Source organism: Leisingera coralii, from assembly GCF_049056525.1.
In the GTDB taxonomy this organism is placed as follows: domain Bacteria; phylum Pseudomonadota; class Alphaproteobacteria; order Rhodobacterales; family Rhodobacteraceae; genus Leisingera; species Leisingera coralii.
Genome location: NZ_JBHUPT010000040.1, coordinates 1 through 24,376 on the forward strand (window position 1 = coordinate 1; position 24,376 = coordinate 24,376).

Below are 24,376 nucleotides of genomic sequence, written 5' to 3' on the forward strand. Positions count from 1 at the left end.
GCAGGATCAACGCCGAGATCGCTCGGGAACGAGGCGAAGGCCGCTGATAACGGCGAGTTTCCACACAGCCTCGGCTGGATGCAGACAGGAGTATCAAAAACCTTTTTTGGCTCCCGACCAAATAGTCAGTAGCGCATGGTCAGGATAGACCGCACGATTGCTATTCAAGAATTGAAAAGGGCGCCCAATTGGGCACCCTTCGTTCTTTTATTCATTGGCCAAGTTAGCCCAGCAGCTCTTTCACCTTGGCCACTGTGCCCTCAGCCGTAATGCCGAAGCGTTCGAACAGCTCGCCTGCAGGGGCAGAGGCGCCGAAGCGGTCCATGCCGACGAAACCGGCCTTCTTCTCCTGGCCGCGCTCGCCCAGCAGCCAGCGGTCCCAGCCGCCGTCGCGCACGGCCGCCTCGATGCCGACGCGAACCGGGCCTGCGGGCAGGACCTTGCGGCGGTAGGCTTCGTCCTGCGCGGCAAACAGCTCCATGCAGGGCATGGAGACCACGCGGGTGCCGATGCCTTCGGCTTCCAGCTTGGCCTTGGCTTCCATTGCCACGGAGACTTCCGAGCCGGTGGCGATCAGGATCACCTGGCGCTTGTTCTCGGCTTCGGCCAGCACATAGGCGCCTTTTTCGACCATGTTGGTCAGCTTGTGCTCAGTCCGCACGGTGGGCAGGTTCTGACGGGTCAGGGCCAGCACCGAGGGGGTTTCCTTGGCGGTCAGGGCGATTTCCCAGGCCTCGGCGGTCTCGACGGTGTCGGCCGGGCGGAACACGTAGGTGTTCGGAGTCGCGCGGCAGATGGCCAGGTGCTCGACCGGCTGGTGGGTCGGGCCGTCTTCGCCGACGCCGATCGAGTCGTGGGTCATCACGAACACGGTCGGGATCTTCGAGAGTGCCGCCAGGCGCATCGCCGGACGGGCATAGTCGGTAAAGCAGAAGAAGGTGCCGCCGTAAGCGCGCACGCCGCCGTGCAGAACCATACCGTTCATCGCCGCGGCCATGCCGTGCTCGCGGACACCCCAGTAGACATAGCGGCCCTTGCGGTTGTCGGTGTCAAAGACACCCAGGTCGCCGGTCTTGGTGTTGTTGGAGCCAGTGAGGTCGGCCGAGCCGCCCACGGTTTCCGGCATCAGCGGGTTGATGACCGCCAGCGCCATTTCCGAGGATTTGCGGGTGGCAACCTTGGGCTGCTCCTCGCTCACCTGCTTTTTCAGCGCCTTGATGGCTGCCGACAGCTTCTTGGGCGCTTCCAGCGCATAGGCGCGGTTGAAGCGGTCCTGCTTCTGCTGCGACAGCTCGGCAAAGCGGGCTTCCCAGGCTTCGCGCTCGGACTTGCCGCGCGCGCCGATCTCTTCCCACTGGGACTTGATCTCTGCCGGGATCTCGAACGCGCCGCCGGTCCAGCCGTAGGCATCCTTGGCCGCTTGCAGCTGGTCTGCATCGGTCAGCGCGCCGTGGCCCTTGGAGGTGTCCTGCGCGGCGTGGCCCAAGGCGATGTGGGTCTTGCAGGCGATCATCGACGGCTTCTTGGTTTTCTTGGCCGCCTCGATGGCCTCGTCGATGGCCTTGGGGTCGTGGCCGTCGATTTCCAGCACCTGCCAGCCCGACGCCTTGAAGCGCTGCACCTGGTTGGTGCGGTCGGACAGTTCAACGGTGCCGTCGATGGTGATGTTGTTGTTGTCCCAGAACACGATCAGCTTGCCCAGCTGGTGACGCCCGGCCAGGCCGATGGCCTCCTGGCTGACACCTTCCATCAGGCAGCCGTCGCCGGCGATCACATAGGTGTAGTGATCCACGACCTTCTTGCCGTAGTGGGCGCGCTGCATTTCCTCTGCCATGGCAAAGCCGACGGCGTTGGAGATGCCCTGACCCAGCGGGCCGCTGGTGACTTCGACGGCGTCGAGCAGGAAGTTCTCCGGGTGGCCCGCGGTCAGCGCGCCCATCTGGCGGAAGTTCTTGATCTGATCCAGGGTGACCTGCTTGTCGCCGGCCAGGTAGAGCAGGGCATAGATCAGCATCGAGCCGTGGCCAGCCGACAGGACAAACCGGTCGCGGTCCGGCCAGGTCGGGTTGGATACATCAAATTTGAGGTGCTTTTCGAACAGCACGGTCGCCACATCGGCCATGCCGATCGGCATGCCGGTATGCCCGGAGTTGGCGGCGGCGACGGCGTCGAGGGCCAGCGCGCGGATGGCGGCGGCCTTGTTCCAATGCTCGGGATTGGCGGTGCGCAGGGCTGTCAGGTCCACTGGGATTGTTCCTTTGGCGTTACAGGCAATTGCTGCGCTCAATAACAGCGATGCAGCAAAGATCAAGCATGGTTGCGCGCATGTCTGCCGGACTGCGCGAAGTTGGCGCGGCAAGTGGTTGAAAGACAAGGGGGGGTGTTTTATCCCTGAAAGGGAATAACTGGCCCATGTCAGCGGCAAATGCACGATTCGCGCAGACGCCGGAAAAAGAGTGGACTGATGTGGACGGGTGAGGGACAGGCATGAACCAGATTGAAGAATTGCAAGGCCGCATCCAGGCCGCGCTGGAGCGCATCAGTTCCGGCACGTCAGCGCTGCAGGAGGCCCGCGAGGCGGACAAGGTGAAGGCGGCCGAAGCCATTGCCGAAGCCGCCAAGGCGGCTGAAGAGGCCGCTGCGAACGCTGCAAGGGCGGCCGAAGAAGCCGCTGCGAATGCTGCCAATGAGGCGCTGGAGCAGGCTCTTGACGAAGAGAAAACCGCCAACGCCCAGCTGGAGGAGCGGGTGAAGGTGCTGCACGCCCGCCTTAAGGAGGCCGAAAACAGTGCGCCGGCAGAGGGTGGCGATGTGGCCGCGATGCAGGCGGAACTGCAGCTGCTGCGCAACGAGGCGGGCGACCCGACCGAAAAGGAAGCGCTGCGGGCCGAGGTCGAGCGTCTGAAAAACCAGTTGGAAGCCGCCGCAAATACCGCCGCCAGCGTCAAGGAACAGCTGGAGGACCAGCTCGCCGAGGTTCAGGCCGCCAAGGACAGCCTGCAATCCCGCCTGGAAGAGGCCGAGGCCTCCGCCGGGCAAGCTGCGGAAGAACCTGCCGCAGCGCCTGACATGAGCGCGGAAATCGAACGCCAGAACGAAGCTTTGCTGCGGCTGGATACCGAGTTGCAGCAGCTGCGCCAGTCCAATGAGGAGCTGCGCGCCTCCAACGCCGCGCTGCGCGAGGCGAATGCCCAGGGCCTGGGCGATGCCGGGCTGATCAATGCCTCGATGGAGGCCGAGATCGAGGGCCTGCGCGCGGCCCAGGCCAGTGACCAGGCGCAGGTGAATGCGGTGCTGGCCAAGCTGGAACCGCTGCTGGCCAATGCCCGCAATCTGCCGGAAGGGGAGGAAGTCTGATGCCCGAAGTGACCATTCATATCGGCGGCCGCGGCTTTGAGGTCTCCTGCCAGGAGGGCGAGGAAAGCTATCTGCACTCCGCCGCCAAGATGCTGGACGACGAAGCGCAGGTGCTGTCCGACCAGATCGGCCGCATGCCCGAGGCGCGGATGCTCCTGATGGCCGGGCTGATGCTGGCGGACAAGACCGCGGCGGTCGAGGACCGGATCAAGGAGGTTGAGGCGGAACTGGCCGAGCGCGAGCGGGAGCTGGCGAAACTGCGCGCCGCGCCTGCGCCGGAACCGGAACGGATCGAAGTGCCGGTGGTGCCGCCCCTGGTGACCGAGGCGCTGGCCGAGATTGCGGCCCGCAGCGAGGCCTTGGCCCAGCAGATCGAGGAAAAGGCCGCGGGCTGAAGGCAGCCCGCCCTTGAAACCTGCTGAAACGGAAAAGGCGCCCGAGAGGCGCCTTTCTTGCATTGCGGCAGGGGCTGAAATCAGCCGTTGGCTTCGCGGATCTTGTCGGCGGCGTCCTTGTTGAAGGCGATGCCGTTTTCCTCGAACATGCCGTCCAGCTCGCCCGACAGGGTCATTTCGGTGATGATGTCGCAGCCGCCGACGAACTCGCCCTTCACATAAAGCTGCGGGATGGTCGGCCAGTCGGAGTATTCCTTGATGCCGGCGCGGATCTCTTCATCCGCCAGCACGTTCACATCGGTATAGTCCACGCCGATGTAGTTCAGCACTGCGGCCACGCGCGAGGAGAAGCCGCACTGCGGCATTTCCTTGGTGCCTTTCATGTAGAGCACCACGTCATTGGCTTTGACGGTTTCGTCGATGCGGGTCTTTGCGTCGGTCATCTATTCATTTCCTTTCGGCTGCTGCGCCGTTTGCGTTGGCCGTCATATAGGTAATTTCGCGGGTATTGCCAATCCGCCCCTTGGGGCACACCGGGATCGGAGCAGCGCTATTTCGACTTGCTCTTGGGAACGAAAAAACGTGCGTATTCCTGCGGGTCTTTCGGGACCTTCCATGTGCGAACGGACCCGCCGCCCATGCCCGACTGATAGTCGGAGCGCAAGATGTGGTAGTCCGGGTCCGTTTCGTCCTCCTCCAACGGGCGGCGGCGCTGGGAAACAACCGCAACAACGGCGGTCATGACCACAATGCCGAGCACCAGGATGGAGGCGAACAGAGACACGAAAGTTACTCCGGCGCCTTGGTGGTCAGCGCCAGCGCGTGCAACTCGCCGTCGGGGCCATCCATCTTGCCTTTCAGCGCGGCATAGACGGCGCGCTGCTGCTGCACGCGGTTCTTGCCGCGGAAGCTTTCGTCGACGACCATCGCCGACATGTGCACGCCGTCGGTGCCGCCGACCTGGATTTCGGCGTCCGGGAAGGCGTCGCGCAGCAGTTCTTCGATTTCGTGGGCTTGCATGGGCATCCGGGGGGATCCTTTTGTCTTGTTTGTCAAAAATGTAGGTGTGCACTCCCGGCTGTGCAAGCAGGATTAGGGGCAGCCTTCGGTAAAGGGCGCAATCGTTTCAACGAATTCCGGCAGTTCGGCCAGAGCTTGCTGAACGCTGTCCTCCTCGAAGTCCCAGACTGATGAGGGGTTTTCCGGGCAAAGCGCCTGGGTCAGCGCCGCGCAACGGGCCCTGAGGCCGTCCGGCAGGGGCAAGACGGCGGCCTCCTGCAGCACCAGCAGTGCCTCGTGGATCGGGCGCAGCACCCGCAGGGCGTGGGTCATGTGCGTCAGCAGGTCCGGGTCATCCCGCCAGGTTTCGCCGTCGAACAGCTGCTGTGTTACGCGCTGCCCGGCGCCGGCACAGGAATAGGCGACGCAGCCGCCAAAGCCGCAGGCGGCGAGGCCGCTGTGGATCGTGCAGCGGAAATCGGGGCCAAGGTTGGGGCAGGGTGTGTCCGCCTCTTTGAGCAGGCCGAAGTCTTCGTGCTCTTCAAAGGGATAGGCCAGGCAGCACAGGGCCGCACATCGGCTGCAGTCCTCTTTCAGCTCTGGAAGGGTCAAGGGCCGGTCCCCGCTTCAAAAGAAAGGGCGGGATGACAGCGCCATCCCACCCCTGAGCTTCCGTCTGACGCGGCCCTCTGTAAAGGCCGCGCAAGAAGTCTATCAGGCCACAGCAGCGGCAAAGCTGGAGCGGAAGATCTCCTTCAGCTCGGCCAGCGGCGCTTCGGAGCCGCCGATCTTGACCATGTCGCCACCGAACTTGCCGACGGTGGTGATGGTCACGCCCGCCTGGCCCGCGGCCAGCATCAGCGCCTCGGCCTGGTCGAAGTTGCAGGCGATCAGGTAGCGTGCCTGGTCCTCGCCGAACACCGTCTGGGTGTCGCCCGCGTCGATCTGCACGCCGACACCGGCCTCTTCCGCCATCTCGAACGCCGCCAGCGCCAGGCCGCCGTCGCCAAGGTCGGTGCAGGCCTTGATCAGTTCTCGGTTGGCGCGGATGAACTCGCCGTTGCGCTTCTCGGCTTCCAGATCGACCGCCGGGGCGTCGCCTTCTTCGCGGTTGAAGACTTCGGCCAGCAGCGCCGATTGGCCCAGATGGCCCACGGTTTCACCCACCAGCAGGGCAACATGTCCGTCGCGCGCCTCGCCGATGATCGGCTCTTCGCCCGCAGCGATCAGGCCCACGGCGCCGATGGTCGGGGTCGGCAGGATGCCCTTGCCGTCGGTTTCGTTATAGAGCGACACATTGCCGGAAACGATCGGCATGTCGAGCGCGGCAACCGCCTCGCCGATGCCCTTGATGGCGCCAACGAACTGGCCCATGATCTCCGGCTTTTCGGGGTTGCCGAAGTTCAGGTTGTCGGTGGTGGCCAGCGGCTTGGCGCCTACTGCGGTCAGGTTGCGGTAGGCCTCGGCCACCGCCTGCTTGCCGCCCTCGAACGGGTTGGCCTTGACGTAGCGCGGGGTCACGTCGGAGGTGAAGGCCAGTTTCTTGTCAGTGCCGTGCACGCGGATGATGCCGGAGCCTGCACCCGGGCGGCGCTGGGTGTCGCCCATCACGGTGGTGTCGTACTGCTCGTAAACCCACTGCTTGCCGGCATAATTCGGCGAGGACAGCAGCGCCTTCAGGCCGTCGATCGGGTCGATGGTCGGCACGTCCGCGTCGGTCAGCGGCGCAGGCGCGGGGGTTTCCACCCAAGGGCGGTCGTATTCCGGCGCGGTGGAGGACAGCTTGGACAGCACCAGATCGGCCTTCACTTCGCCGTTGTGCATAATCAGGAAGCGGTCCTCGGCGATGGTTTCGCCGACGATGGCAAAGTCCAGGTCCCACTTTTCGAACACCGCGCGCGCTTCGGCTTCCAGCTCCGGCTTCAGCACCATCAGCATCCGCTCCTGGGATTCCGACAGCATCATCTCGTAGGCGGTCATGTTCTCTTCGCGCTGCGGGACCTTTTCCAGGTCCAGGCGCACGCCCAGCTTGCCCTTGTCGCCCATTTCCACGGCAGAGCAGGTGAGGCCCGCGGCGCCCATGTCCTGGATCGAGATCACCGCGCCGGTCTGCATCAGCTCCAGCGTGGCTTCCATCAGGCGCTTTTCGGTGAAGGGGTCGCCGACCTGAACGGTGGGGCGTTTTTCCTCGATGGTGTCGTCGAATTCGGCAGACGCCATGGTGGCGCCGCCGACGCCGTCACGGCCGGTCTTGGCGCCGAGGTACACAACCGGCATGCCAACGCCCGAAGCGGCGGAGTAGAAGATCGAGTCGGTGCGCGCGAGGCCCGCGGCAAATGCGTTCACCAGGCAGTTGCCGTTATAGGCGGGGTGGAAGCGGACTTCGCCGCCCGCGCAAGGCACGCCAAAGCAGTTGCCGTAGCCGCCGATGCCTTCAACCACGCCGTTGACCAGCTGGCGGGTCTTGTGGTGGGACGGCTCGCCGAAGGACAGCGAGTTCATCGAGGCGATGGGCCGCGCGCCCATGGTGAAGACGTCGCGCAGAATGCCGCCAACCCCGGTTGCGGCGCCCTGGTAGGGCTCGATGTAGGAGGGGTGGTTGTGGCTTTCCATCTTGAAAACAACGGCATCACCGTCGCCGATATCGACGATGCCCGCGTTTTCGCCGGGGCCGCAAATCACCTGAGGGCCGTCGGTCGGCAGGGTGCGCAGCCATTTCTTGGAAGACTTGTAGGAGCAATGCTCGTTCCACATTGCCGAGAAAATTCCCAGCTCGGTGAAGGTCGGCTCCCGCCCGATGATTTCGAGGATCAGATCGTATTCCTCGGGCTTCAGCCCGTGGTTTGCAATCAGTTCAGGCGTGATGGCGGGTTCCTGCATCCGTAAACGTCCCCAATGGCTGCGATTGCGCGCCTTTTAGAGCAAGCTTTGCCATTGGGAAAGAGGGGTTGAGCAAACGGGTGGCGGCAACGTGGCCGCAGGGCGGAATTCCTGCCCGCCAGCACCTGCTGCCGCCGGACCCGTTGTCCGGCGGCCACGGGTTTGCCGTCAGCGGCTGTCATTTTTTACCGGCTTCGGCGGCCGCCTGCTGCTGCGCAGTGCTCCCGGCAGCGGCGGCCACAGCGGCCTTTTCGGTGTCGTTCAGCTGGTCGGCATCCTCCAACCCCGGGATCGCTACCCGGACCTCGCGGCGGGCAAAGTCGATGCCATTTTCCGCAAAGGCTGCCTTCACCCGGTTGTAGATCTCCTTTCGGATGGTGAACTGGGTTCCAGGCTTGGCCATGAACTTGCCGCGAATGATCATGCCGACATCGTCGAAGTCGAAGACGCCCTGGCTTTTGAAAGGCTGCAGGAAATCGTCCTTGTACAGCTCATCCGCTATCATTTCGGCACCGATCTTCTTGAAGATCTTCTTCACCTTGTTTGGGTCGGTGTCAAAAGGCACCGTGAAGCGCAGCTTCATGATCACCCAGTCGCGGCTATAGTTGGTCAGCTTGGGGATCTCGCCGTAGGGGATGGTGTTGACCGGCCCGCGGTGGTGACGCAACTGCATCGAGCGGATCGAGATCTTCTCGACCGTGCCCCGGGTGCCCTCGACCTCGACATATTCGCCGACCCGGAAAGCATCGTCCACCAGGAAGAAGATGCCGGAGACCACGTCCGACACCAGCTTCTGCGCGCCAAAGCCGATCGCCAGGCCAACGATGCCCGCACCGGCCAGGAGCGGCGTGATGTCGATCCCCAGCGCCCCGACCGCCAGCAGCCCGAAGATCACCACAATGGCGATTTGTGCGGTGACCAGCAGCAGCGGCAGCACCGTTGCCAGCCGTGAACCGCCCGCGCCGCCGCCTTCGCCGCCGGCCTCGGCCTCTTCGCCGGAGGTCTGCTCTTTGGCGAGCCGCCGGTTGATCCAAAGCGATACGCCCTCATAGGCCACATAACCCGCCGCAATGGTCATCAGGCAGCCGATGATATAGCCGGCAAACCCTTCCGTGCCGGAGGCGATTTCCATTAGGTCGACATCCCAGGCATTGGAGATGATCATCAGTACGATGCCAGCCACCAGCACGCGGCCAATCCGGATATAGCTGCGCTTGGTCGATTTATAGGCTTCGGCCGCCAGCCGGCCCTCGCCGGACATCGGCGGCACCAGGTGCTTGACCAGCCCGCGGATCGCCGTGTCCAGCGCCGGCGCGGCCAGCAGCCAGAACATGGTGATGTAATGGGCGCCGTGGATCAGCTGCGCCACCTTGCCAAGGCCGACAAGCGTGCCAACCGAAACCCAGGTCAGCGCCGCCACCCCCATCGCGAAATAGGGATAGTAATGGGCCGCCACCTCGTCATAGCGGGTGCGGTCCGGATCGGTGCCGCGCATCATGTCCGTGAGGCCCTCGCGCGCGGTCCAGGCGATCCAGATGATGTAGACATAGACCAGGCTGTCCAGCCAATAGGCCAGGCGGATCGATTCCGGCGGCACGCCGTTGGCGGTGTTGAAGTTGACCGAGAAAATGGTCAGCCCGGCCAGGAAGATCAGGCCGATGGTGTGCAAGTGCAGGAAATCTGCCCAGCGGTCGCTGGCATTGACCAGCCGCCGGTCCGGCCGCTCCGGCGCCATGATGAAGCGGGACGCGGCTGCACCCACGCGCGGCAGCCAGATCAGATAGGTGACCATCGGTGCCGCAAACTGCAGCATCTGCGCGTCCAGCAGCGTCCGGCCTACCGCACGGATCACGGCGTAAAACACGACCAGGCCAATCATCTCGCGCAGGAAGCGCCTGCCCAGAAAGCTCAGCGCGCCCGCCAGCGTGTCCGCCGAAACGCTGACAGTCTCAAGATTGCGCCAGCGGGCAATCAGCTTGCGCACGGCAAATTCCGCGGCCAGGCCGATGGCCAGCGTCAGGGCAATCAGTCCGAACATTTGCAGCACACCGCCCAGGCCGCCGTGTTTCTGGACAAAGTTGCCGATCGCGCGGTACTGGCCCTCCGGCAGCACCGGCAGTTTGCGCACCGCATCCGTGACCGGCAGCGTGAAGGCCGTCCACAGCTGAATTGCCCGGCCTGTCAAAGTCGCAGGGGGTGCCTCAGCATCCTGCCTGGCCGCCACCGCATCCAGCCGCTCGAGCAGCAGCGCCCGGACCTGATCGTCGGACATCCGGGCAACCATTTCATGAACCGCTTCCTGGGTCAGCGGATCAGGGAGGGCAGGGGTGTCCATGGTCTGGGCCTGCGCGGGTGGATTCCACATCCCCTCCAGGACAAGGATCGTCAAAACAACGCTGAAAAGGCGGGCAAAGTGCCGGAGAATAGATTTCATTTTAACCTCGCGTGCCAGGAAAGCTGGCCGTACACGGAATACACTTGGAACAATTGAACCGGTGAGTTGTATTCGGGTCAAAGAAAATCGTGCCGGCGGCAAAGAACGCCAAATTCCCCGGATTGCCCTCGAGGGCAGGCGTTTGGCCAAAAAAAAGGCCGAGCACTAAGCTCGGCCGAAGTCCAACAGGGAGGTATGAAGGGGGGCGTTGCCGCCGCCTTCATGAGGATCATTTAGGGCTCCGGGCCTGCCCCTTCAAGGGGATTAACAACAAATGAGCGTCAATGCTGCTATGCGGTTTTTGCATGGCTGGGGCGGCGTCCTTTCACCAGGCACTCCGGAAACCGCTCAGCTTGCTGCAATGCAGCAAGTCCAGCCAGCTCCAGCCGCGGGCGGGATCAAAGCTTTCCAAGCGCTTTCATATGCTTGCGGTGTTCCATGATTTCCGACTGCACAAAGTCGCGGAAAGCGCCGACCCGCTGAGAATGGCGCAGTTCTTCCGGGTAGGCGAGATAGACCGGAACCTCGTTCTGGTCCTCTTCCGGCAGCACCTCAACCAGTTGCGGGAATTCTTCTGTCACATAGTCCGGCAGAATGCCGATACCCAGATTATGCAGCACACCCTGCAGAACGCCGAAGTAGTTGTTGACGGTCAGCAGTGAGGCCGGGTCGAGCGCCATCAGCTTTTTACCCAGCACGGCGGCAGAGCCCACTTGGGCCGAACGCTGGTTTTGGCAGATCAGCCGGTGCTGTGAAATGTCGGCGGATGTTTCCAGATTGCCGTGCTTCTCCAGGTAGGCCGGCGTGGCATAAAGCCCCATCCGCACGGTCATCAGCCGCTTTCGCACCAGATCGGCCTGGCTGGGCTCCTTCATGCGGATGGCCACATCGGCCTCGCGCATCGGCAGGTCCAGCACCCGTTCCTCCAGCATCAGGTCGATCTTGAGGTTGGGGTACTGTTCATAAAGCTTGGTCAGGCGCGGCGCCAGCCACAGGGTGCCGAAGCCCACGGTGGTGGTCACCCTCAGCTCACCGAACACTTCTTCTTCGCTGTCGCGGATGCGGGCAGAGGCCGCCTCCAGCCGCGCAGTCATGGATTGGGTGGCGTCAAACAGCAGCTCACCCTGTTCGGTGAGAATCAGGCCCCGCGCGTGACGGTGAAAAAGAGTGGCGTTCAGGCTCTCTTCCAGCGCCCGGATCTGGCGGCTGACCGCCGATTGCGACAGGTTCAGCTTGTCGCCGGCATGGGTCAGGCTGCCCGCGTCCGCCACCGCGTGAAATATTCTGAGCTTGTCCCAATCCATATCCGTTACTTTCTGTGCGTTTGGGGCCGACCATATGAAATCTTAGTTATGTATCAGTTTTCGTGACGCAAGCGAGCGAAAACGAAAAAAAAAGCGGCTATTCAGGTCAGCAATTATGACCTATTCTGCGCGCCAGAATGTGCAAGCTAGTCCCGGTTGAGGAGGCCACGATGAGCACGCAGAAGATCTCACTCAATGATAAATACGATCTGACCAAATCGCCTGTTCTGCTGAACGGCACCCAGGCGCTGGTGCGGCTGATGCTGATGCAGAAGCAGCGCGACACGGCGGCAGGCCTGAACACGGCCGGCCTGGTCACCGGCTACCGCGGCTCGCCGCTGGGCGCAGTGGACCTGCAGATGAGCCGCGCCGAAAAGCACCTGAAGGCGGCAGATGTCACCTTTCAGTACGGTCTGAACGAAGACCTCGCGGTTACCGCCCTTTGGGGGTCCCAGCAGGCCGAGGTGCGCGGCGAAGGCAAGTATGACGGCGTCTTTGGCCTGTGGTACGGCAAGGGGCCGGGCGTCGACCGCTCCGGCGACGCGCTGCGCCATGCCAACATGGCCGGTTCCTCGAAACATGGCGGCGTGCTGCTGGCGATGGGCGATGACCACACCGGCGAAAGCTCCACCGTGCTGCACCAGTCGGAATGGTCTCTTCTGGATTGCTACCTGCCGATTGTCAGCCCGGCCGGCGTGCAGGAGATCCTGGATTACGGCATCTACGGTTATGCGCTCAGCCGGTTCTCCGGTCTTTGGGTCGGCCTCAAGACCATGAAGGACACCATCGAGGTCACCTCGGTTGTCGACGCCCGTCCGGAACGGATGCAGCTGGTGACCCCGGAGTTCGACATGCCGGCAGACGGGCTGAACATCCGTCTGGATGACGACCGCTTCCGTCAGGAAAACCGCATCATCGACTACAAGCGCTTTGCGGCTGAGGCGTTCAGCCATGCCAACAAGATGGACAAGCGCATGTGGGGAAAGCCCGGCGCCAAAATCGGTTTTGTCGCCGCGGGCAAGAACTGGCTCGACCTGGTGCACGCGCTGAAGCTGTTGAACATCGACGAGAACATGGCCGAGCGGCTGGGCATCACCACCTACAAGGTGGGCCAGACCTGGCCGATGGACATGAAGGGCTTCCACGACTGGGCTGAAGACCTCGACCTGATCGTCGTGGTCGAGGAAAAACGCAAGCTGATCGAGATCCAGATCAAGGAAGCGCTGTTCGACGACCGCCAGGGCCGCCGCGTCTATGGCTGGTACAAGGGCGGCGCCGGCAGCATGCACCGGGATGAGCTGTTCCCGACCCGCTATGCGCTAGACCCGATCATGATCGCCGAAAAGCTGGGCAATATCCTGGTAGAGGAGGGCCGCGACACCGAGGCGATCAAGGCCGGGCTGGCAAGCCTTGCCGAGGCCCGCCGCGCCGACAATGCCGAGGAAATCGCAACCCGTCTGCCCTATTTCTGCTCCGGCTGCCCGCACAACAGCTCGACCAAGCTGCCGGACGGCTCCCGCGCCTATGCGGGCATCGGCTGCCACTTCATGGTGCAGTGGATGGACCGCGAGACCACGGGTTTCACCCATATGGGCGGCGAGGGCGTCAACTGGGTGGGCGAAGCGCCGTTCTCCAAGCGCAAGCATGTGTTCCAGAACCTCGGCGACGGCACCTACAACCACTCCGGCGTGCAGGCGATCCGCGCAGCACTCGCCGAGGGCACCAACATCACCTACAAGATCCTCTTCAATGATGCTGTGGCGATGACCGGCGGCCAGCAGGCCGAGGGCGGGCTGACCGCCCAGCAGATCGCGCATGAGCTGAAGGCGATGGGCGTCAAGACCATGGCCGTGGTTTATGACGAGAAGGAGGACGTGGACGCCTCCCTGTTCCCGGCGGGAATGCGGATGCACGAACGCGCAGAGATGATGAATATCCAGCGTGAGTTCGAGCAGGTCGAGGGCGTCTCTGCCATCATCTACATCCAGACCTGCGCCGCCGAGAAACGCCGCCGCCGCAAGCGGGGCACGTTCCCGGATCCGGATCAGCGGGTGTTCATCAACTCCGACGTCTGCGAAGGCTGCGGCGATTGCGGGGTGCAATCCAACTGCGTTTCCATCGTGCCCAAGGACACCGAACTCGGCCGCAAGCGCGCCATCGACCAGTCGTCCTGCAACAAGGACTTCTCCTGCCTGAACGGTTTCTGCCCCTCCTTCGTGACCGTGGAAGGCGCCAAGATCCGCAAGGAAGCAACCGCCGATATCGACCTGCCGCATCTGCCCAAGCCTGAGCTGCCGGCGATCGACGGCACCCATAACGTGGTGATCACCGGCGTTGGCGGCACCGGCGTGGTAACCATCGGCGCGGTGCTGGCGCAGGCGGCGCAGATCGACGGGCTGGGCGCCGGGCTGATGGAAATGGCCGGTCTCGCCCAGAAGGGCGGCGCGGTGCATATCCATTGCCGGATCGCCAACAAGCCGGAGGATATCTCTGCCATCCGCGTCGCCACCGGCGAAGCGCATGCGCTGATCGGCGGCGACCTCGTGGTCAGCGCCGGGGCCAAGACCCTGGGCCTGACCACCTCCGGCCAGACCGGCGCGGTTGTGAACAGCCACGAGATCATCACCGGCGAATTCACCCGCAACACCGAGTTTGCCATCCCCACCGACCGTCTGGAGGTGGCCCTGCAGGCGCGCCTGCGCGACCGGCTGGACCTGTTTGATGCTTCCGAGCTGGCGCGCGCGACCATGGGCGACTCGATCTTCTCGAACATGATGGTGTTCGGCGGTGCCTGGCAGAAGGGCCTGATTCCGGTCAGCCATGAGGCGATCGAACAGGCGATCGAGATGAACGGCGCCGCGGTAGAGCGCAACAAGCGCGCCTTCGACATCGGCCGCTGGGCGGTGCTGCACCCGGAAGAGGCTGCAAGGCTGATCCAGCCCAAGGTGGTGGAGAAGCCCAAGTCGCTGGACGAGAAAATCGCCTTCCGCGCCGATCATCTGGTGGCCTATCAGGGCAAGGGGCTGGCCAAGCGCTATAGCAAGCTGCTGGACGGCATCAACGACCCCGCACTGAAGGAGGCGGTGGCCAAAGGGTACCACAAGCTGCTGACCTACAAGGACGAGTACGAAGTCGCCCGCCTGCTGCTGGACAGCCGGGCCAAGGCAGAAGCGGAGTTCGAGGGCGACCTCAAGCTCTCCTACCACCTGGCACCGCCGATGCTGGGCGGCACCGACCCGAACGGCCGCCCGAAAAAGCGCAAGTTCGGCGCAGGGATGGAGCGCTGGTTCCGCCTGCTGGCCAAACTGAAACCCCTGCGCGGCACCCCGCTCGACGTCTTCGGCTACACCGAAGAGCGCAAGATGGAGCGGGCGCTGATCAAGCAGTATGAGGCCGACATGCAGGAATGGCTGCCGAAAGCCGGTGCGGAGCTCATGGAGCCGCTGGTGGCGCTGGCGGAATTGCCGCTGCAGATCCGCGGCTTCGGCCCGGTGAAACTGGCCAATGAGCAAAAGGCTGCCAAGCGCCGCGAGGAACTGCTGGCGGCCCTGCGCCAGGGCGGCACGGCGGTAAAGCAGGCGGCCGAGTAACGCTGAAAGACACGGGGGCAGGGCGGGGCACTCCCGCCCGCTCCGGACCATCCGCGGGATGGTCCCTCCCGGTTGGGCCTGGCGCCGCGCTGACGCGCGGCGCTGCTGCGCTCAGCCCAAGTCCAGGCGCGCAGCGGCTTCTTTCTGGTTATAAATACCCCGGGGTCTGGGGCAGAGCCCCAGCCGGCGTTGCTGCAAACCGTCACAGCGCTGTTACGCGGCCTGTGCATTATGCGCTCCCGGCCTTATCTGACCGGTGACGACTGACGGAGAGCCAAACACGATGCACGCGCGCCGCCATATTGCCCGCGATATTTCCTACGCCCACTCCGCGGCCACCCGCCCGGGCCGGGCGATGATCCGGCTGCTGGAGAACTCGACCGGCCGGCTGGCATTGATCCGCCGGGCCGCGGGCTATGAACAGGAGGTTGCGGCAGGCCGCAGCTTCTGGTCCGTGATGGCGAAGCGATACGGGCTGTCGCTGGATGTGGCCGGAGGATCGCTGGCGAACATTCCGCAGGACAAGCCGGTGATCCTGATCGCCAACCACCCCTATGGTATTCTCGACGGACTAATGATGGGGCATATCCTGTCGCAGACGCGGGGCGATTTCCGCATCCTGGCGCATCAGGTGTTCCGCAAGGCTGAGGATCTGAGCAAGGTGATCCTGCCGGTGTCCTTTGACGACACCAAGGAAGCGCTGAAAACAAACCTGAACACCCGCAAGGCCGCGCTGGATTACCTGGGCCAGGGCGGCGCCATCGGCATCTTCCCGGGCGGCACCGTGTCCACCGCGGCCCGGCCCTTTGACCACCCGATGGACCCGGGCTGGCGCGGCTTTGCCGCGCGGATGATCGGCAAGTCGGACGCGGTGGTTGTTCCGGTGTTCTTCGACGGCCACACTTCGCGCCTGTTCCAGATTGCCAGCCATCTGCATGTGACCCTGCGGATGGGGCTGCTGATCAAGGAGTTCCGCAAACGCGTCGATACCCCGGTCAGGGTGGTGATTGGAGAGCCGATTGGCCGCGACGTATTGGACCCGCTCGCCAAAGACACAAAAGCAATGATGGATTTCCTGCGCAAAGCCACGTATGACCTGTCTCCGGTACCGCTCAAATCCTATGCGCATGGGTTTGAGTTCGAGGAGAAACACCGCGCGTGAGAAAACGGAATGGCTGTAGGCATCTTTGATTCAGGCCTGGGCGGGCTGACCGTCCTGAACGCTGCGCAGCAGCGGCTGCCGGATGTGAACTTCCTGTATTATGGCGACAACGCCCGCGCCCCCTATGGGGTGCGCGACGCCGAGGATGTCTATCAGCTGACCAAGGCGGCGGTGCAGGACATGTGGGACAAGGGCTGCGACCTGGTGATCCTGGCCTGCAACACCGCCTCTGCCGCCGCGCTGCGCCGGATGCAGGAGGGCGGCCTGCCCAAGGGCAAGCGGGTGCTGGGAGTCTTCGTGCCCTTGATCGAAGCGCTGACCGAGCGCCAGTGGGGCGACAACTCGCCGCCGCGGGAAGTGGCGGTGCAGCATGTGGCGCTGTTTGCCACCCCGGCCACCGTTGCCAGCCGCGCCTTCCAGCGGGAACTGGCCTTCCGCGCCATCGGTGTGGATGTCGAGGCGCAGGCCTGCGGCGGCGTCGTCGATGCGATCGAGGACGGCGACATGATCCTGGCCGAGGCGCTGGTGCGCTCCCACGTTGATGCGCTGAAGCGCAAGATGCCGCACCCGGAGGCCGCGATCCTCGGCTGCACCCATTACCCGCTGATGGAGCAGACTTTCCAGGAGGCCCTGGGGCCGGAGGTTAAAGTGTTCAGCCAGGGCAGCCTGGTGGCCGACAGCCTGGCGGATTACCTGCAGCGCCATCCCGACATGTACGGCAACGGCGGCGGCGGGTTCTTCACCACTGGCAATCCCGGCCGCGTCAGCGACCGCGCAACACAGTTCCTCCGACGGGAAATCACTTTTCAGGCGGCCTGAACGCTGAACACTCTGGAGATTGCTCCAGGTCAAAGTGCAGGGCTGCGTTTCCCCTTATCTCCTTCCGCAGATGGCTGCGGAACCGGCATATCACATTGAAAGACGAGGTCTCAGATGACCCATAAAGTAGCTATCCTTGGCGCATCCGGTTACACCGGCGCCGAACTGGTGCGGCTGATCGCCCAGCACCCGAACATTGAAATCGCGGCGCTGTCCGCCGACCGCAAGGCCGGCATGACCATGGCCGAAGTGTTCCCGCATCTGCGCCATATGGAGCTGCCGGTGCTGTGCAAGATTGATGAGATCGACTTTGCGAACATCGACCTGTGCTTCTGCGCGCTGCCGCACAAGACCAGCCAGGAAGTGATCGCAGCCCTGCCCAAGGACCTGAAGATCGTCGACTTGTCGGCGGACTTCCGTCTGCGCGACCCGGCGGAATACGAGAAATGGTACGGCAACAAGCACGCCGCGCTGGAGCAGCAGGAAGAGGCGGTTTATGGCCTCACCGAGTTCTACCGGGAAGAAATCAAGGCCGCGCGCCTCGTGGCTGGCACCGGCTGCAACGCTGCCACCGGCCAGTTTGCCCTGCGGCCTCTGATCGAGGCAGGCGTTATCGATCTGGACGAGATCATCCTGGACCTGAAATGCGCGGTCTCCGGCGCCGGCCGGTCTCTCAAGGAAAACCTGCTGCATGCCGAACTGAGCGAGGGTTACAACGCTTACGCTATCGGCGGCACCCACCGGCACCTGGGCGAGTTCGACCAGGAGTTCAGCAAGATCGCAGGCCGGCCCGTGAAAGTGCAGTTCACCCCGCATCTGCTGCCGGTGAACCGCGGCATCCTGGCGACCGTCTATGTGAAGGGCGACGCGCAGGCGATTCATGACACCTTTGCCAAGGCCTATGCCGGTGAGCCCTTCATCGAACTTCTGCCCTTTGGCGAGGCGCCGAGCACCCACCATGTGCGCGGCTCCAACTTCTGCCATATCGGCGTCGCCCAGGACCGGATCGACGGCCGCGCGATTGTCTTTGCGGCACTGGATAACCTGACAAAAGGAAGCAGCGGCCAGGCCTTGCAGAACGCAAACCTGATGTTAGGTGAGGAAGAAACCGAAGGCCTGATGATGGCGCCGCTGTTCCCCTAAGCGGGTCGGCGCTGGCTTGGGCTTGAATTGAGGACCCCATGAAGAACCTGAAGAAACAGCGCCGTATCCAGGTCATCGCGGTTGCCGCGGTGGCCCTGGTCGTAGCCACTGCCCTCATCGGCTTTGCCATGCGGGATGGGATCAACTATTTCCGCTCGCCCAGCCAGGTGATGGAAGAGCCGCCGAAGCCTTCGGAGGTGTTCCGCATCGGCGGGCTGGTGGCGGAAGGGTCCTTGCAGCGCGGCCAGGGTGAAACCGTGCGCTTTGCGGTGACGGATGGCGGAGCGACTGTGGACGTGGCCTATACCGGCGTTCTGCCCGACCTGTTCGAGGAGAACCAGGGCATGGTCGGCACTGGTCGTTACGTGAACGGTGTGTTCGAAGCCACTGAAATCCTTGCGAAACACGATGAGACTTACATGCCCAAGGAAGTCATGGACGCCTTGAAGGAACAGGGGGTGTATCAGGAACCCGGATCCTGATCCTTCTCTTGGACTAATGTGAGATGGCCCCGCAGGACTGGTGTCCTGCGGGGCTTTTTGCTCCAGGACCCACCTGCACACAGATCTGACGCTCATGTGTTGCGGCTGCGGCGCACGGTGGCCTTAGCGGATGTTAGCGCCTTTCCGTCAGCATGGCCGGGTTGGCAGTGGTGAGGTGCTATGCAGACTGTGAAGGAAATCGCGGAACAAATCGTGGCGCGCGAAGGCGGCTTTGTGAATGATCCGGATGATCCCGGCGGGGCCACGAAATACGGTGTGACGATAGGCACGCTGCAGCGGCTGGGTCTGGATCTGACCGGCGATGGCACTGTTGGGGTGGAAGATGTGCGGGCGCTGAGCCGGGCGCAAGCGGTGGAGATCTTCATCCGCTACTATTTCGAGGCGCCGCGGATTGCCAGCCTGCCGCAGTGCCTGCAGGCAACGGTCTTCGACATGTATGTGAACGCAGGCAGCAACGCGGTGCGCATCCTGCAGCGGCTGCTGCGGGAGATGGGCTATGGCGTGGCGGTTGATGGAGCCATCGGTCCGCAAACGGCAGATGCCGCAGCGCAGGCAGCGGAGATCGGCGCGGCAGCCTTGTGCGATGCCTATGGGGTGGCGCGCCGCAACTATTACTTCCGCCTGGCGGACCGCCGCCCGGCCAGCCGCAAATACGCCCGTACTCGTACCGGCGGCAAGGGCGGCTGGATCAAGCGGGCGGAGGAATTTATCTCGCCCGGCTACCGCCTGAGCCGCCAGGAGTTTCAGCGGAGGACAGCGGCATGGGGCTGATCACAGATGTTTTCAGCCTGATTTTTGGAAGCCAGCGCAATGCCTTGCGGGAATCCGTTGAAGTGTTCCGCGAAAACGCGGAGGCGGGCGCGGCGCGCGCGCACGAGATGCAGAGCGCTGCGCTGAGCCAGTTGGCCGCGGAATTCCAGTATGGCGGTAAAAGCCGCTTTGACCGTTTCATGGACGGGGTGAACCGGCTGCCCCGGCCGATGCTGGCGCTGGGAACCTTGGCGCTGCTAGGTGCCGCGCTGGCAGATCCAGTCTGGTTTGCCGCCCGGATGCAGGGGCTGGCGCTGGTGCCGGAGCCGCTGTGGTGGCTTTTGGGCGTCATCGTCTCCTTCTATTTCGGCGCGCGCCACCAGGTTAAGACGCAGGAATTTCAGCAGGGATTGGCCGCCAGTATGGCCCAGGTACCGCAAGTGGCGGAAAACATCGCCGCGCTGGAGCGGCTGCGGGCAGACTCACCCAGGGCCGCCGCTGCGGGAACCGGTGCGGCCGACCGGCTGGACGCCACGGAGGCAGAGGCCAATCCGGCGCTGGAGGCGTGGAAAGCGCTGCGCGGCTGATCACATTTTGCCTGCTGCGGCGGCTTGGCGCGGGGATTGCCATTGGCGCCCCGCGCGGACAGGCGTATATGGGGGCCATGATTACAGAGCTCGGCCACTTTGCCCTTATCCTCGCCTTCATGATCGCTATCGTGCAGGCCGTTATCCCCTTGATCGGCGCCCATAAACGCTGGCCTGGCTGGATGGCCGTGGCAGAGCCTGCGGCGCAGGCGCAGTTCCTGTTCACCGCCTTCTCCTTCGGGGCGCTGATGTGGGCCTTCATCACCTCCGACTTCTCGCTGAAGCTGGTGACGCTGAACAGCCATTCGGCCAAGCCGATGCTGTACAAGATCTCCGGCACCTGGGGGAACCACGAGGGCTCGATGCTCTTGTGGGTGCTGATCGTCAGCCTGTTCGGCGCGCTGGCCTCGGTCTTTGGCGGCGGGCTGCCGCCGACCCTGAAGGCCCGTGTGCTGTCCGTGCAGGCGGCGATCGGGGTAGCCTTCTTTGCCTTCATCCTGTTCACTTCCAACCCGTTCCTGCGCCTGACGGTGCCGCCCTTTGACGGCCAGGACCTGAACCCGCTCCTGCAGGACCCGGGTCTCGCGTTCCATCCGCCGTTCCTATACCTCGGCTATGTCGGCCTCAGCATGGCGTTTTCCTTTGCCGTTGCGGCCCTGATCGAGGGCCGGGTGGATGCCGCATGGGGGCGCTGGGTGCGGCCCTGGACGCTGGCGGCCTGGATCTTCCTGACCATCGGCATCGCGCTGGGGTCGTGGTGGGCCTATTACGAGCTTGGCTGGGGCGGCTTCTGGTTCTGGGACCCGGTGGAGAACGCCTCCTTCATGCCCTGGCTGCTGGCTGCTGCGCTGTTGCACTCCGCCATCGTGGTGGAAAAGCGCGAGGCGCTGAAAAGCTGGACCATCCTGCTGGCGATCCTGGCCTTTGGCTTCTCGCTGATCGGCACCTTCATCGTGCGTTCGGGCGTGATCACCAGCGTGCATGCCTTTGCCAATGACCCGGAGCGGGGCGTGTTCATCCTGTTCATCCTGGCCTTCTTCACCGGTGGCGCGCTGACCCTGTTTGCGGCGCGCGCGCAGGCGATGGAGGCCAAGGGCGTCTTTGGCATGATCAGCCGCGAAAGCGCGCTGGTGGCCAACAATATCTTGCTGGCGGTCAGCTGCTTTGTGGTGTTCTTCGGCACCATCTGGCCGATCGTGGCCGAGATGCTGCTGGACCGGAAACTGAGCGTCGGGCCGCCGTTCTTCAATTCAGCCTTCACCCCCTTCATGGTGGTGCTGGGGCTGCTGCTGCCCGTCGGTGCCATGCTGCCATGGAAACGCGGGAGGATCGGGCGCACCGCCTGGCAGCTGCGCTATGTGTTTGTGCTGGCGGTGTCGCTTGGCGTGCTGGCCTGGTCGATGCAGACAGGCCGTTCGGCACTGGGACCTGTCGGACTGTTCCTGGGCTCTTGGGTGGTGTTCGGCGCGCTGGCGGACCTGTGGATGCGCAGCGGCAAGTCCGGCCGCCTGCAGCGGATGCTGCGGTTGCCGAGGGCCGACTGGGGTAAGGCCGTGGCCCATGCGGGCCTGGGTGTCACCATCTTTGCCATCGCAGGCCTGACCGCCTGGGAGCAGGAGGATATCCGCGTTGCCCGGATTGGCGAACCGTTCCAGGTTGGTGCCTTTACCCTGGTGCTGCAGGACGTGAACCGCGAGCAGGGACCAAACTACTTCACCACCAAGGGCCGGGTTGAGGTCACCCGCAACGGCCGACCAGAGGCGGTGATGTTCCCGGAAAAACGCGATTACCCGGTGGCCAAGATGCCGACCACCGAGGCGGCGATTGACTACCGGGTGACCAGGGATCTTTATGTGGTGCTGGGCGATCAGCAAGCCGACGGCAGCTGGACCATGCGCACCTATATCAAGCCCTTCGCCAACTGGATCTGGGCCGGCTCCATCCTGATGGCGCTCGGCGGGTTCTTGAGCCTCAGCGACAGGCGCTTCCGCGTGGCTGCGGGCGCGCGCAAGACACCGGCTACCGGAGTGCCAGCAGGATGAAACGAATGCGTCTTCTGATCGTAGCCTTGGCGGGGCTGATGGCTGTGGCCGTTTTCACTCCGGCGCCCGCCTTGGCGGTGGAGCCGGATGAAATCCTGGAGGACCCGGCCCTGGAAGCGCGCGCGCGGGAGCTGTCCAAGGATCTGCGCTGCCTGGTCTGCCGCAACGAAAGCATCGATGAATCCAACGCCGAGCTGGCCCGCGACCTGCGGGTGCTGCTGCGAGAGAGACTTGTGGCCGGAGACAGCGACCGGGAGGCGATGGACTTTATCGTCGCCCGTTATGGCGAATACGTTCTGCTGCGCCCCACCACCAGCGGTGCCAATTGGCTTCTGTGGGCAGCAGGGCCGCTGATGCTGCTGGCGGCGCTGGTGATTGCGGTTTTCTACGTTCGCGGCCGCGCCCGGGCGCCGAAAGCGGCGGAGAAGAGCCTGAGCGCGGAAGAGCAGGAGCGGCTGCGGAAAATCCTGGAGGATTGACGCCGGGTCTGCCTTTCCGGCGGCAAAGCTTTGCGTCACCATAGCGTCAAATGAGCCCTCTGGCACTAGGCCGGGCGGGACGCAAGCTGCATGAGGCAACCCTATGGAATACAAGGAAATCCTGTTCACGCTGGAGGACGGGCTCGCCGTCATCACGCTGAACCGTGCAAACCGGAAAAACGCGCTGAACAGCCGGATGCGCTCAGAAATCACCCATGCGGTGCGTATGGCCGCGGCAGAGGCGCGGGCGGTGGTGCTGACAGGCGCGGGTGATGCGTTCTGTTCCGGCCAGGACCTGAGTGATGCCTCCAGCACGGGGGACTTGGATCTGGAGCGCACGCTGCGCGACGAATACCTGCCGATGGTCGAGGCGATTTATGCCTGCCCGGTTCCGGTCGTTGCGGCGGTCAACGGAGCAGCCGCCGGCGCCGGTGCCAGCCTGGCCCTGGCAGCGGATGTGGTGATCGCAAGCGAGAGCGCGTTTTTCATGCAGGCCTTCAGCAAGATCGGCCTGATGCCCGATGCCGGCGGCACCTGGTTCCTGCCGCGCCAGATCGGACTGGCCAAGGCGATGGGCGCGGCGCTGTTTGCCGACCGCATCAGCGCCCAGCAGGCCAGCGATTGGGGCATGATCTGGGAAGCGGTGCCGGACGCGGAGTTCGACGCGCACTGGCGCGCGCGTGCGGCCAATCTGGCGCAGGGACCCAGCAAGGCCTTTGCCGCCACGAAATCCGCCCTGCGCGAAAGCTATGGCCGCGGCCTGATGGAGCAGCTGTCGGAAGAAGCACATATGCAAGGCCAATGCGGCAAAACCCGGGATTTCCTGGAAGGGGTCACCGCCTTCATGGAAAAACGCCCCGCGAAATTCGAGGGGCGCTGAAAACCCTAGCTCCGCAGGCAAACTGCGGAGCCGACAAAATCAGGTCAGCGCATAGGACCTTGCTAGGCGAACATGCGTGTTAAGGTCGAAGCGGCCGCCGGTATCATTAACATGCATAACTGCAACGCCGTCGGCGTACAAAACAGAGTCCTGCCCGCCGACCTCGTTATCTAGAGTTTCTACGGTTAGCTGAGGGGGCTCAGCTTCTACGTAGTAATAGAAAAGCGCGTCTTCATCCAAGTTGAAGTCGGTAATTACCGCAGCAGAGCTGCCGTCAGCCCAATACCCTGTGACAAAGTCGTTGCTCCCGCCGCCGCCGATGAGAACATCGCCGTCGCCTGCGATCAGAGTGTCCCAACCTTCCCCGCCGACGAGTGTATCGCTGGTATTATCATCGGATACATTGCTGTATTCCGGCGTAAAGCGAACGTCCAAACCACCCTGGAAATCATCCAGCGCATCTGCAGCCTCACTTTGCGGGACTTCATACATAACACCGCCTGACAGGAGATCGTCGCCGGCGCCCCCCAGAATGCTGTCTGCGCCTTCGCCGCCATATAGTCCGTCAGCACCGAAACCGCCGGTCAACGTATCTTCGCCCTGGTCTCCCTGTAGCCAGTCAGCGCCGAGACTTCCTGAGATTGAGTCGTCCCCACTGCCTCCAAGCACAACATCGCTGTCGACTCCACCGCGCAGCCAATCATCACCTGCAGCGCCTTCGATCGCGTCGTCGCCTGGGTCACCAAAGACGGTGTCATCGAGCTCCGTGCCTGTCAGAACGTCTTGTTCTTCCGTTCCAGTGACCGTTTCTCCTGTAGTGTCGGCGGCGTCGTTATCTTCGTCCATAGCAACAGCAACACCGCCTATGGTCAGGCCAATACCAAGCAAGATCAAAAATTCCATATCATCAATCCAAAGTCTTCTGGCAAACAGCGGTTTGAAATTTCTGAGAAGGTGCTCTGCCAGTAAAAAAGTAAGCTAAACATTTCATAAAATAGCTGAGCAAGTTTAGTCAAATACACTTAACTGCTGTACTTTCCAAGGAAACAGTC

The 24,376-nt window shown here is 63.4% G+C and carries 21 protein-coding genes; 12 read left to right on the top strand and 9 right to left on the bottom strand.

Annotation, left to right across the window (positions count from 1 at the left end; genetic code table 11):
* Positions 1-223: 223 nt before the first annotated feature.
* Complete coding sequence (gene tkt, locus ACFMBG_RS14155; RefSeq protein ID WP_421055349.1) at positions 224-2,245, bottom strand: transketolase; 2,022 nt, start codon at positions 2,243-2,245, stop codon at positions 224-226.
* A 242-nt stretch (positions 2,246-2,487) separates the two neighbouring features.
* Here tkt and ACFMBG_RS14160 point away from each other — a divergent pair, with 242 nt between their 5' ends.
* Entirely contained in the window at positions 2,488-3,357 is an 870-nt protein-coding gene (locus ACFMBG_RS14160; protein WP_421055350.1) for a coiled-coil domain-containing protein, read from the top strand.
* On the top strand, positions 3,357-3,752 hold the full coding sequence (locus tag ACFMBG_RS14165; protein ID WP_421055351.1) for a cell division protein ZapA: 396 nt from the start codon (positions 3,357-3,359) through the stop codon (positions 3,750-3,752). The genes ACFMBG_RS14160 and ACFMBG_RS14165 overlap by 1 nt, the downstream gene beginning before the upstream one ends.
* Positions 3,753-3,832: 80 nt before the next feature.
* On the opposite strand, the gene grxD is transcribed toward ACFMBG_RS14165, so the two are convergent.
* From grxD to ACFMBG_RS14200, 7 genes are all read right to left on the bottom strand, one after another.
* Entirely contained in the window at positions 3,833-4,195 is a 363-nt protein-coding gene (gene grxD, locus ACFMBG_RS14170; RefSeq protein WP_421055352.1) for a Grx4 family monothiol glutaredoxin, read from the bottom strand.
* A gap of 107 nt (positions 4,196-4,302) precedes the next feature.
* Positions 4,303-4,536, bottom strand: a complete 234-nt coding sequence (locus tag ACFMBG_RS14175) for a hypothetical protein (protein WP_421055353.1) — start codon at positions 4,534-4,536, stop codon at positions 4,303-4,305.
* Positions 4,537-4,541: 5 nt separating this feature from the next.
* The gene (locus tag ACFMBG_RS14180; protein ID WP_039166638.1) at positions 4,542-4,778 is read right to left on the bottom strand and encodes a BolA family protein; all 237 of its coding nucleotides are present in this window, start codon (positions 4,776-4,778) and stop codon (positions 4,542-4,544) included.
* Between the two features lie 66 nt (positions 4,779-4,844).
* The gene (locus ACFMBG_RS14185) at positions 4,845-5,363 is read right to left on the bottom strand and encodes a hypothetical protein (RefSeq protein WP_421055354.1); all 519 of its coding nucleotides are present in this window, start codon (positions 5,361-5,363) and stop codon (positions 4,845-4,847) included.
* 102 nt (positions 5,364-5,465) lie between these two features.
* Entirely contained in the window at positions 5,466-7,631 is a 2,166-nt protein-coding gene (gene purL, locus ACFMBG_RS14190; protein WP_421055355.1) for a phosphoribosylformylglycinamidine synthase subunit PurL, read from the bottom strand.
* Between the two features lie 178 nt (positions 7,632-7,809).
* Entirely contained in the window at positions 7,810-9,996 is a 2,187-nt protein-coding gene (locus ACFMBG_RS14195) for a mechanosensitive ion channel family protein (protein WP_421055356.1), read from the bottom strand.
* A 467-nt stretch (positions 9,997-10,463) separates the two neighbouring features.
* Positions 10,464-11,369, bottom strand: coding sequence for a LysR family transcriptional regulator (locus ACFMBG_RS14200; RefSeq protein ID WP_421055357.1), 906 nt, complete (start codon positions 11,367-11,369; stop codon positions 10,464-10,466).
* 170 nt (positions 11,370-11,539) lie between these two features.
* Here ACFMBG_RS14200 and ACFMBG_RS14205 point away from each other — a divergent pair, with 170 nt between their 5' ends.
* The 10 genes from ACFMBG_RS14205 to ACFMBG_RS14250 all read left to right on the top strand — a co-directional run bounded on the left by ACFMBG_RS14205 (position 11,540) and on the right by ACFMBG_RS14250 (position 23,324).
* On the top strand, positions 11,540-14,959 hold the full coding sequence (locus ACFMBG_RS14205; protein ID WP_421055358.1) for an indolepyruvate ferredoxin oxidoreductase family protein: 3,420 nt from the start codon (positions 11,540-11,542) through the stop codon (positions 14,957-14,959).
* Positions 14,960-15,242: 283 nt separating this feature from the next.
* A complete protein-coding gene (locus tag ACFMBG_RS14210) occupies positions 15,243-16,121 on the top strand; it encodes a lysophospholipid acyltransferase family protein (protein WP_421055359.1) in 879 nt (292 codons plus the stop codon).
* Between the two features lie 9 nt (positions 16,122-16,130).
* Positions 16,131-16,940 (top strand): glutamate racemase, encoded by an 810-nt coding sequence (gene murI, locus ACFMBG_RS14215; protein ID WP_421055360.1) that lies wholly within the window; start codon positions 16,131-16,133, stop codon positions 16,938-16,940.
* Positions 16,941-17,054: 114 nt separating this feature from the next.
* Positions 17,055-18,083, top strand: coding sequence for an N-acetyl-gamma-glutamyl-phosphate reductase (argC, locus tag ACFMBG_RS14220; protein WP_421055361.1), 1,029 nt, complete (start codon positions 17,055-17,057; stop codon positions 18,081-18,083).
* A gap of 38 nt (positions 18,084-18,121) precedes the next feature.
* Positions 18,122-18,565, top strand: coding sequence for a cytochrome c maturation protein CcmE (ccmE, locus tag ACFMBG_RS14225; protein WP_421055362.1), 444 nt, complete (start codon positions 18,122-18,124; stop codon positions 18,563-18,565).
* Between the two features lie 180 nt (positions 18,566-18,745).
* A complete protein-coding gene (locus ACFMBG_RS14230; RefSeq protein ID WP_421055363.1) occupies positions 18,746-19,357 on the top strand; it encodes a holin-associated N-acetylmuramidase in 612 nt (203 codons plus the stop codon).
* On the top strand, positions 19,348-19,923 hold the full coding sequence (locus ACFMBG_RS14235) for a holin family protein (protein WP_421055364.1): 576 nt from the start codon (positions 19,348-19,350) through the stop codon (positions 19,921-19,923). Before ACFMBG_RS14230 ends, ACFMBG_RS14235 begins: the two co-directional genes overlap by 10 nt.
* 77 nt (positions 19,924-20,000) lie before the next feature.
* Positions 20,001-21,965 carry a heme lyase CcmF/NrfE family subunit gene (locus ACFMBG_RS14240; RefSeq protein WP_421055365.1) on the top strand — a complete coding sequence of 655 codons (1,965 nt, stop codon included), beginning with the start codon at positions 20,001-20,003 and terminating at the stop codon, positions 21,963-21,965.
* 5 nt (positions 21,966-21,970) lie between these two features.
* Entirely contained in the window at positions 21,971-22,444 is a 474-nt protein-coding gene (locus ACFMBG_RS14245; RefSeq protein ID WP_421055366.1) for a cytochrome c-type biogenesis protein, read from the top strand.
* Between the two features lie 103 nt (positions 22,445-22,547).
* A complete protein-coding gene (locus tag ACFMBG_RS14250) occupies positions 22,548-23,324 on the top strand; it encodes an enoyl-CoA hydratase-related protein (RefSeq protein WP_421055367.1) in 777 nt (258 codons plus the stop codon).
* A 39-nt stretch (positions 23,325-23,363) separates the two neighbouring features.
* On the opposite strand, the gene ACFMBG_RS14255 is transcribed toward ACFMBG_RS14250, so the two are convergent.
* Complete coding sequence (locus tag ACFMBG_RS14255; RefSeq protein WP_421055368.1) at positions 23,364-24,227, bottom strand: calcium-binding protein; 864 nt, start codon at positions 24,225-24,227, stop codon at positions 23,364-23,366.
* Between the last annotated feature and the right edge of the window lie 149 nt (positions 24,228-24,376).

Bases quoted from the DNA above. Each gene is read 5' to 3' on its own strand.
- ACFMBG_RS14160 (WP_421055350.1), top strand. From the start codon at position 2,488: ATGAACCAGATTGAAGAATTGCAAGGCCGCATCCAGGCCGCGCTGGAG.
- ACFMBG_RS14165 (WP_421055351.1), top strand. From the start codon at position 3,357: ATGCCCGAAGTGACCATTCATATCGGCGGCCGCGGCTTTGAGGTCTCC.
- grxD (WP_421055352.1), bottom strand. From the start codon at position 4,195: ATGACCGACGCAAAGACCCGCATCGACGAAACCGTCAAAGCCAATGAC.
- ACFMBG_RS14180 (WP_039166638.1), bottom strand. From the start codon at position 4,778: ATGCCCATGCAAGCCCACGAAATCGAAGAACTGCTGCGCGACGCCTTC.
- purL (WP_421055355.1), bottom strand. From the start codon at position 7,631: ATGCAGGAACCCGCCATCACGCCTGAACTGATTGCAAACCACGGGCTG.
- ACFMBG_RS14195 (WP_421055356.1), bottom strand. From the start codon at position 9,996: ATGTGGAATCCACCCGCGCAGGCCCAGACCATGGACACCCCTGCCCTC.
- ACFMBG_RS14200 (WP_421055357.1), bottom strand. From the start codon at position 11,369: ATGGATTGGGACAAGCTCAGAATATTTCACGCGGTGGCGGACGCGGGC.
- ACFMBG_RS14205 (WP_421055358.1), top strand. From the start codon at position 11,540: ATGAGCACGCAGAAGATCTCACTCAATGATAAATACGATCTGACCAAA.
- ACFMBG_RS14210 (WP_421055359.1), top strand. From the start codon at position 15,243: ATGCACGCGCGCCGCCATATTGCCCGCGATATTTCCTACGCCCACTCC.
- murI (WP_421055360.1), top strand. From the start codon at position 16,131: ATGGCTGTAGGCATCTTTGATTCAGGCCTGGGCGGGCTGACCGTCCTG.
- argC (WP_421055361.1), top strand. From the start codon at position 17,055: ATGACCCATAAAGTAGCTATCCTTGGCGCATCCGGTTACACCGGCGCC.
- ccmE (WP_421055362.1), top strand. From the start codon at position 18,122: ATGAAGAACCTGAAGAAACAGCGCCGTATCCAGGTCATCGCGGTTGCC.
- ACFMBG_RS14230 (WP_421055363.1), top strand. From the start codon at position 18,746: ATGCAGACTGTGAAGGAAATCGCGGAACAAATCGTGGCGCGCGAAGGC.
- ACFMBG_RS14235 (WP_421055364.1), top strand. From the start codon at position 19,348: ATGGGGCTGATCACAGATGTTTTCAGCCTGATTTTTGGAAGCCAGCGC.
- ACFMBG_RS14240 (WP_421055365.1), top strand. From the start codon at position 20,001: ATGATTACAGAGCTCGGCCACTTTGCCCTTATCCTCGCCTTCATGATC.
- ACFMBG_RS14245 (WP_421055366.1), top strand. From the start codon at position 21,971: ATGCGTCTTCTGATCGTAGCCTTGGCGGGGCTGATGGCTGTGGCCGTT.
- ACFMBG_RS14250 (WP_421055367.1), top strand. From the start codon at position 22,548: ATGGAATACAAGGAAATCCTGTTCACGCTGGAGGACGGGCTCGCCGTC.
- ACFMBG_RS14255 (WP_421055368.1), bottom strand. From the start codon at position 24,227: ATGGAATTTTTGATCTTGCTTGGTATTGGCCTGACCATAGGCGGTGTT.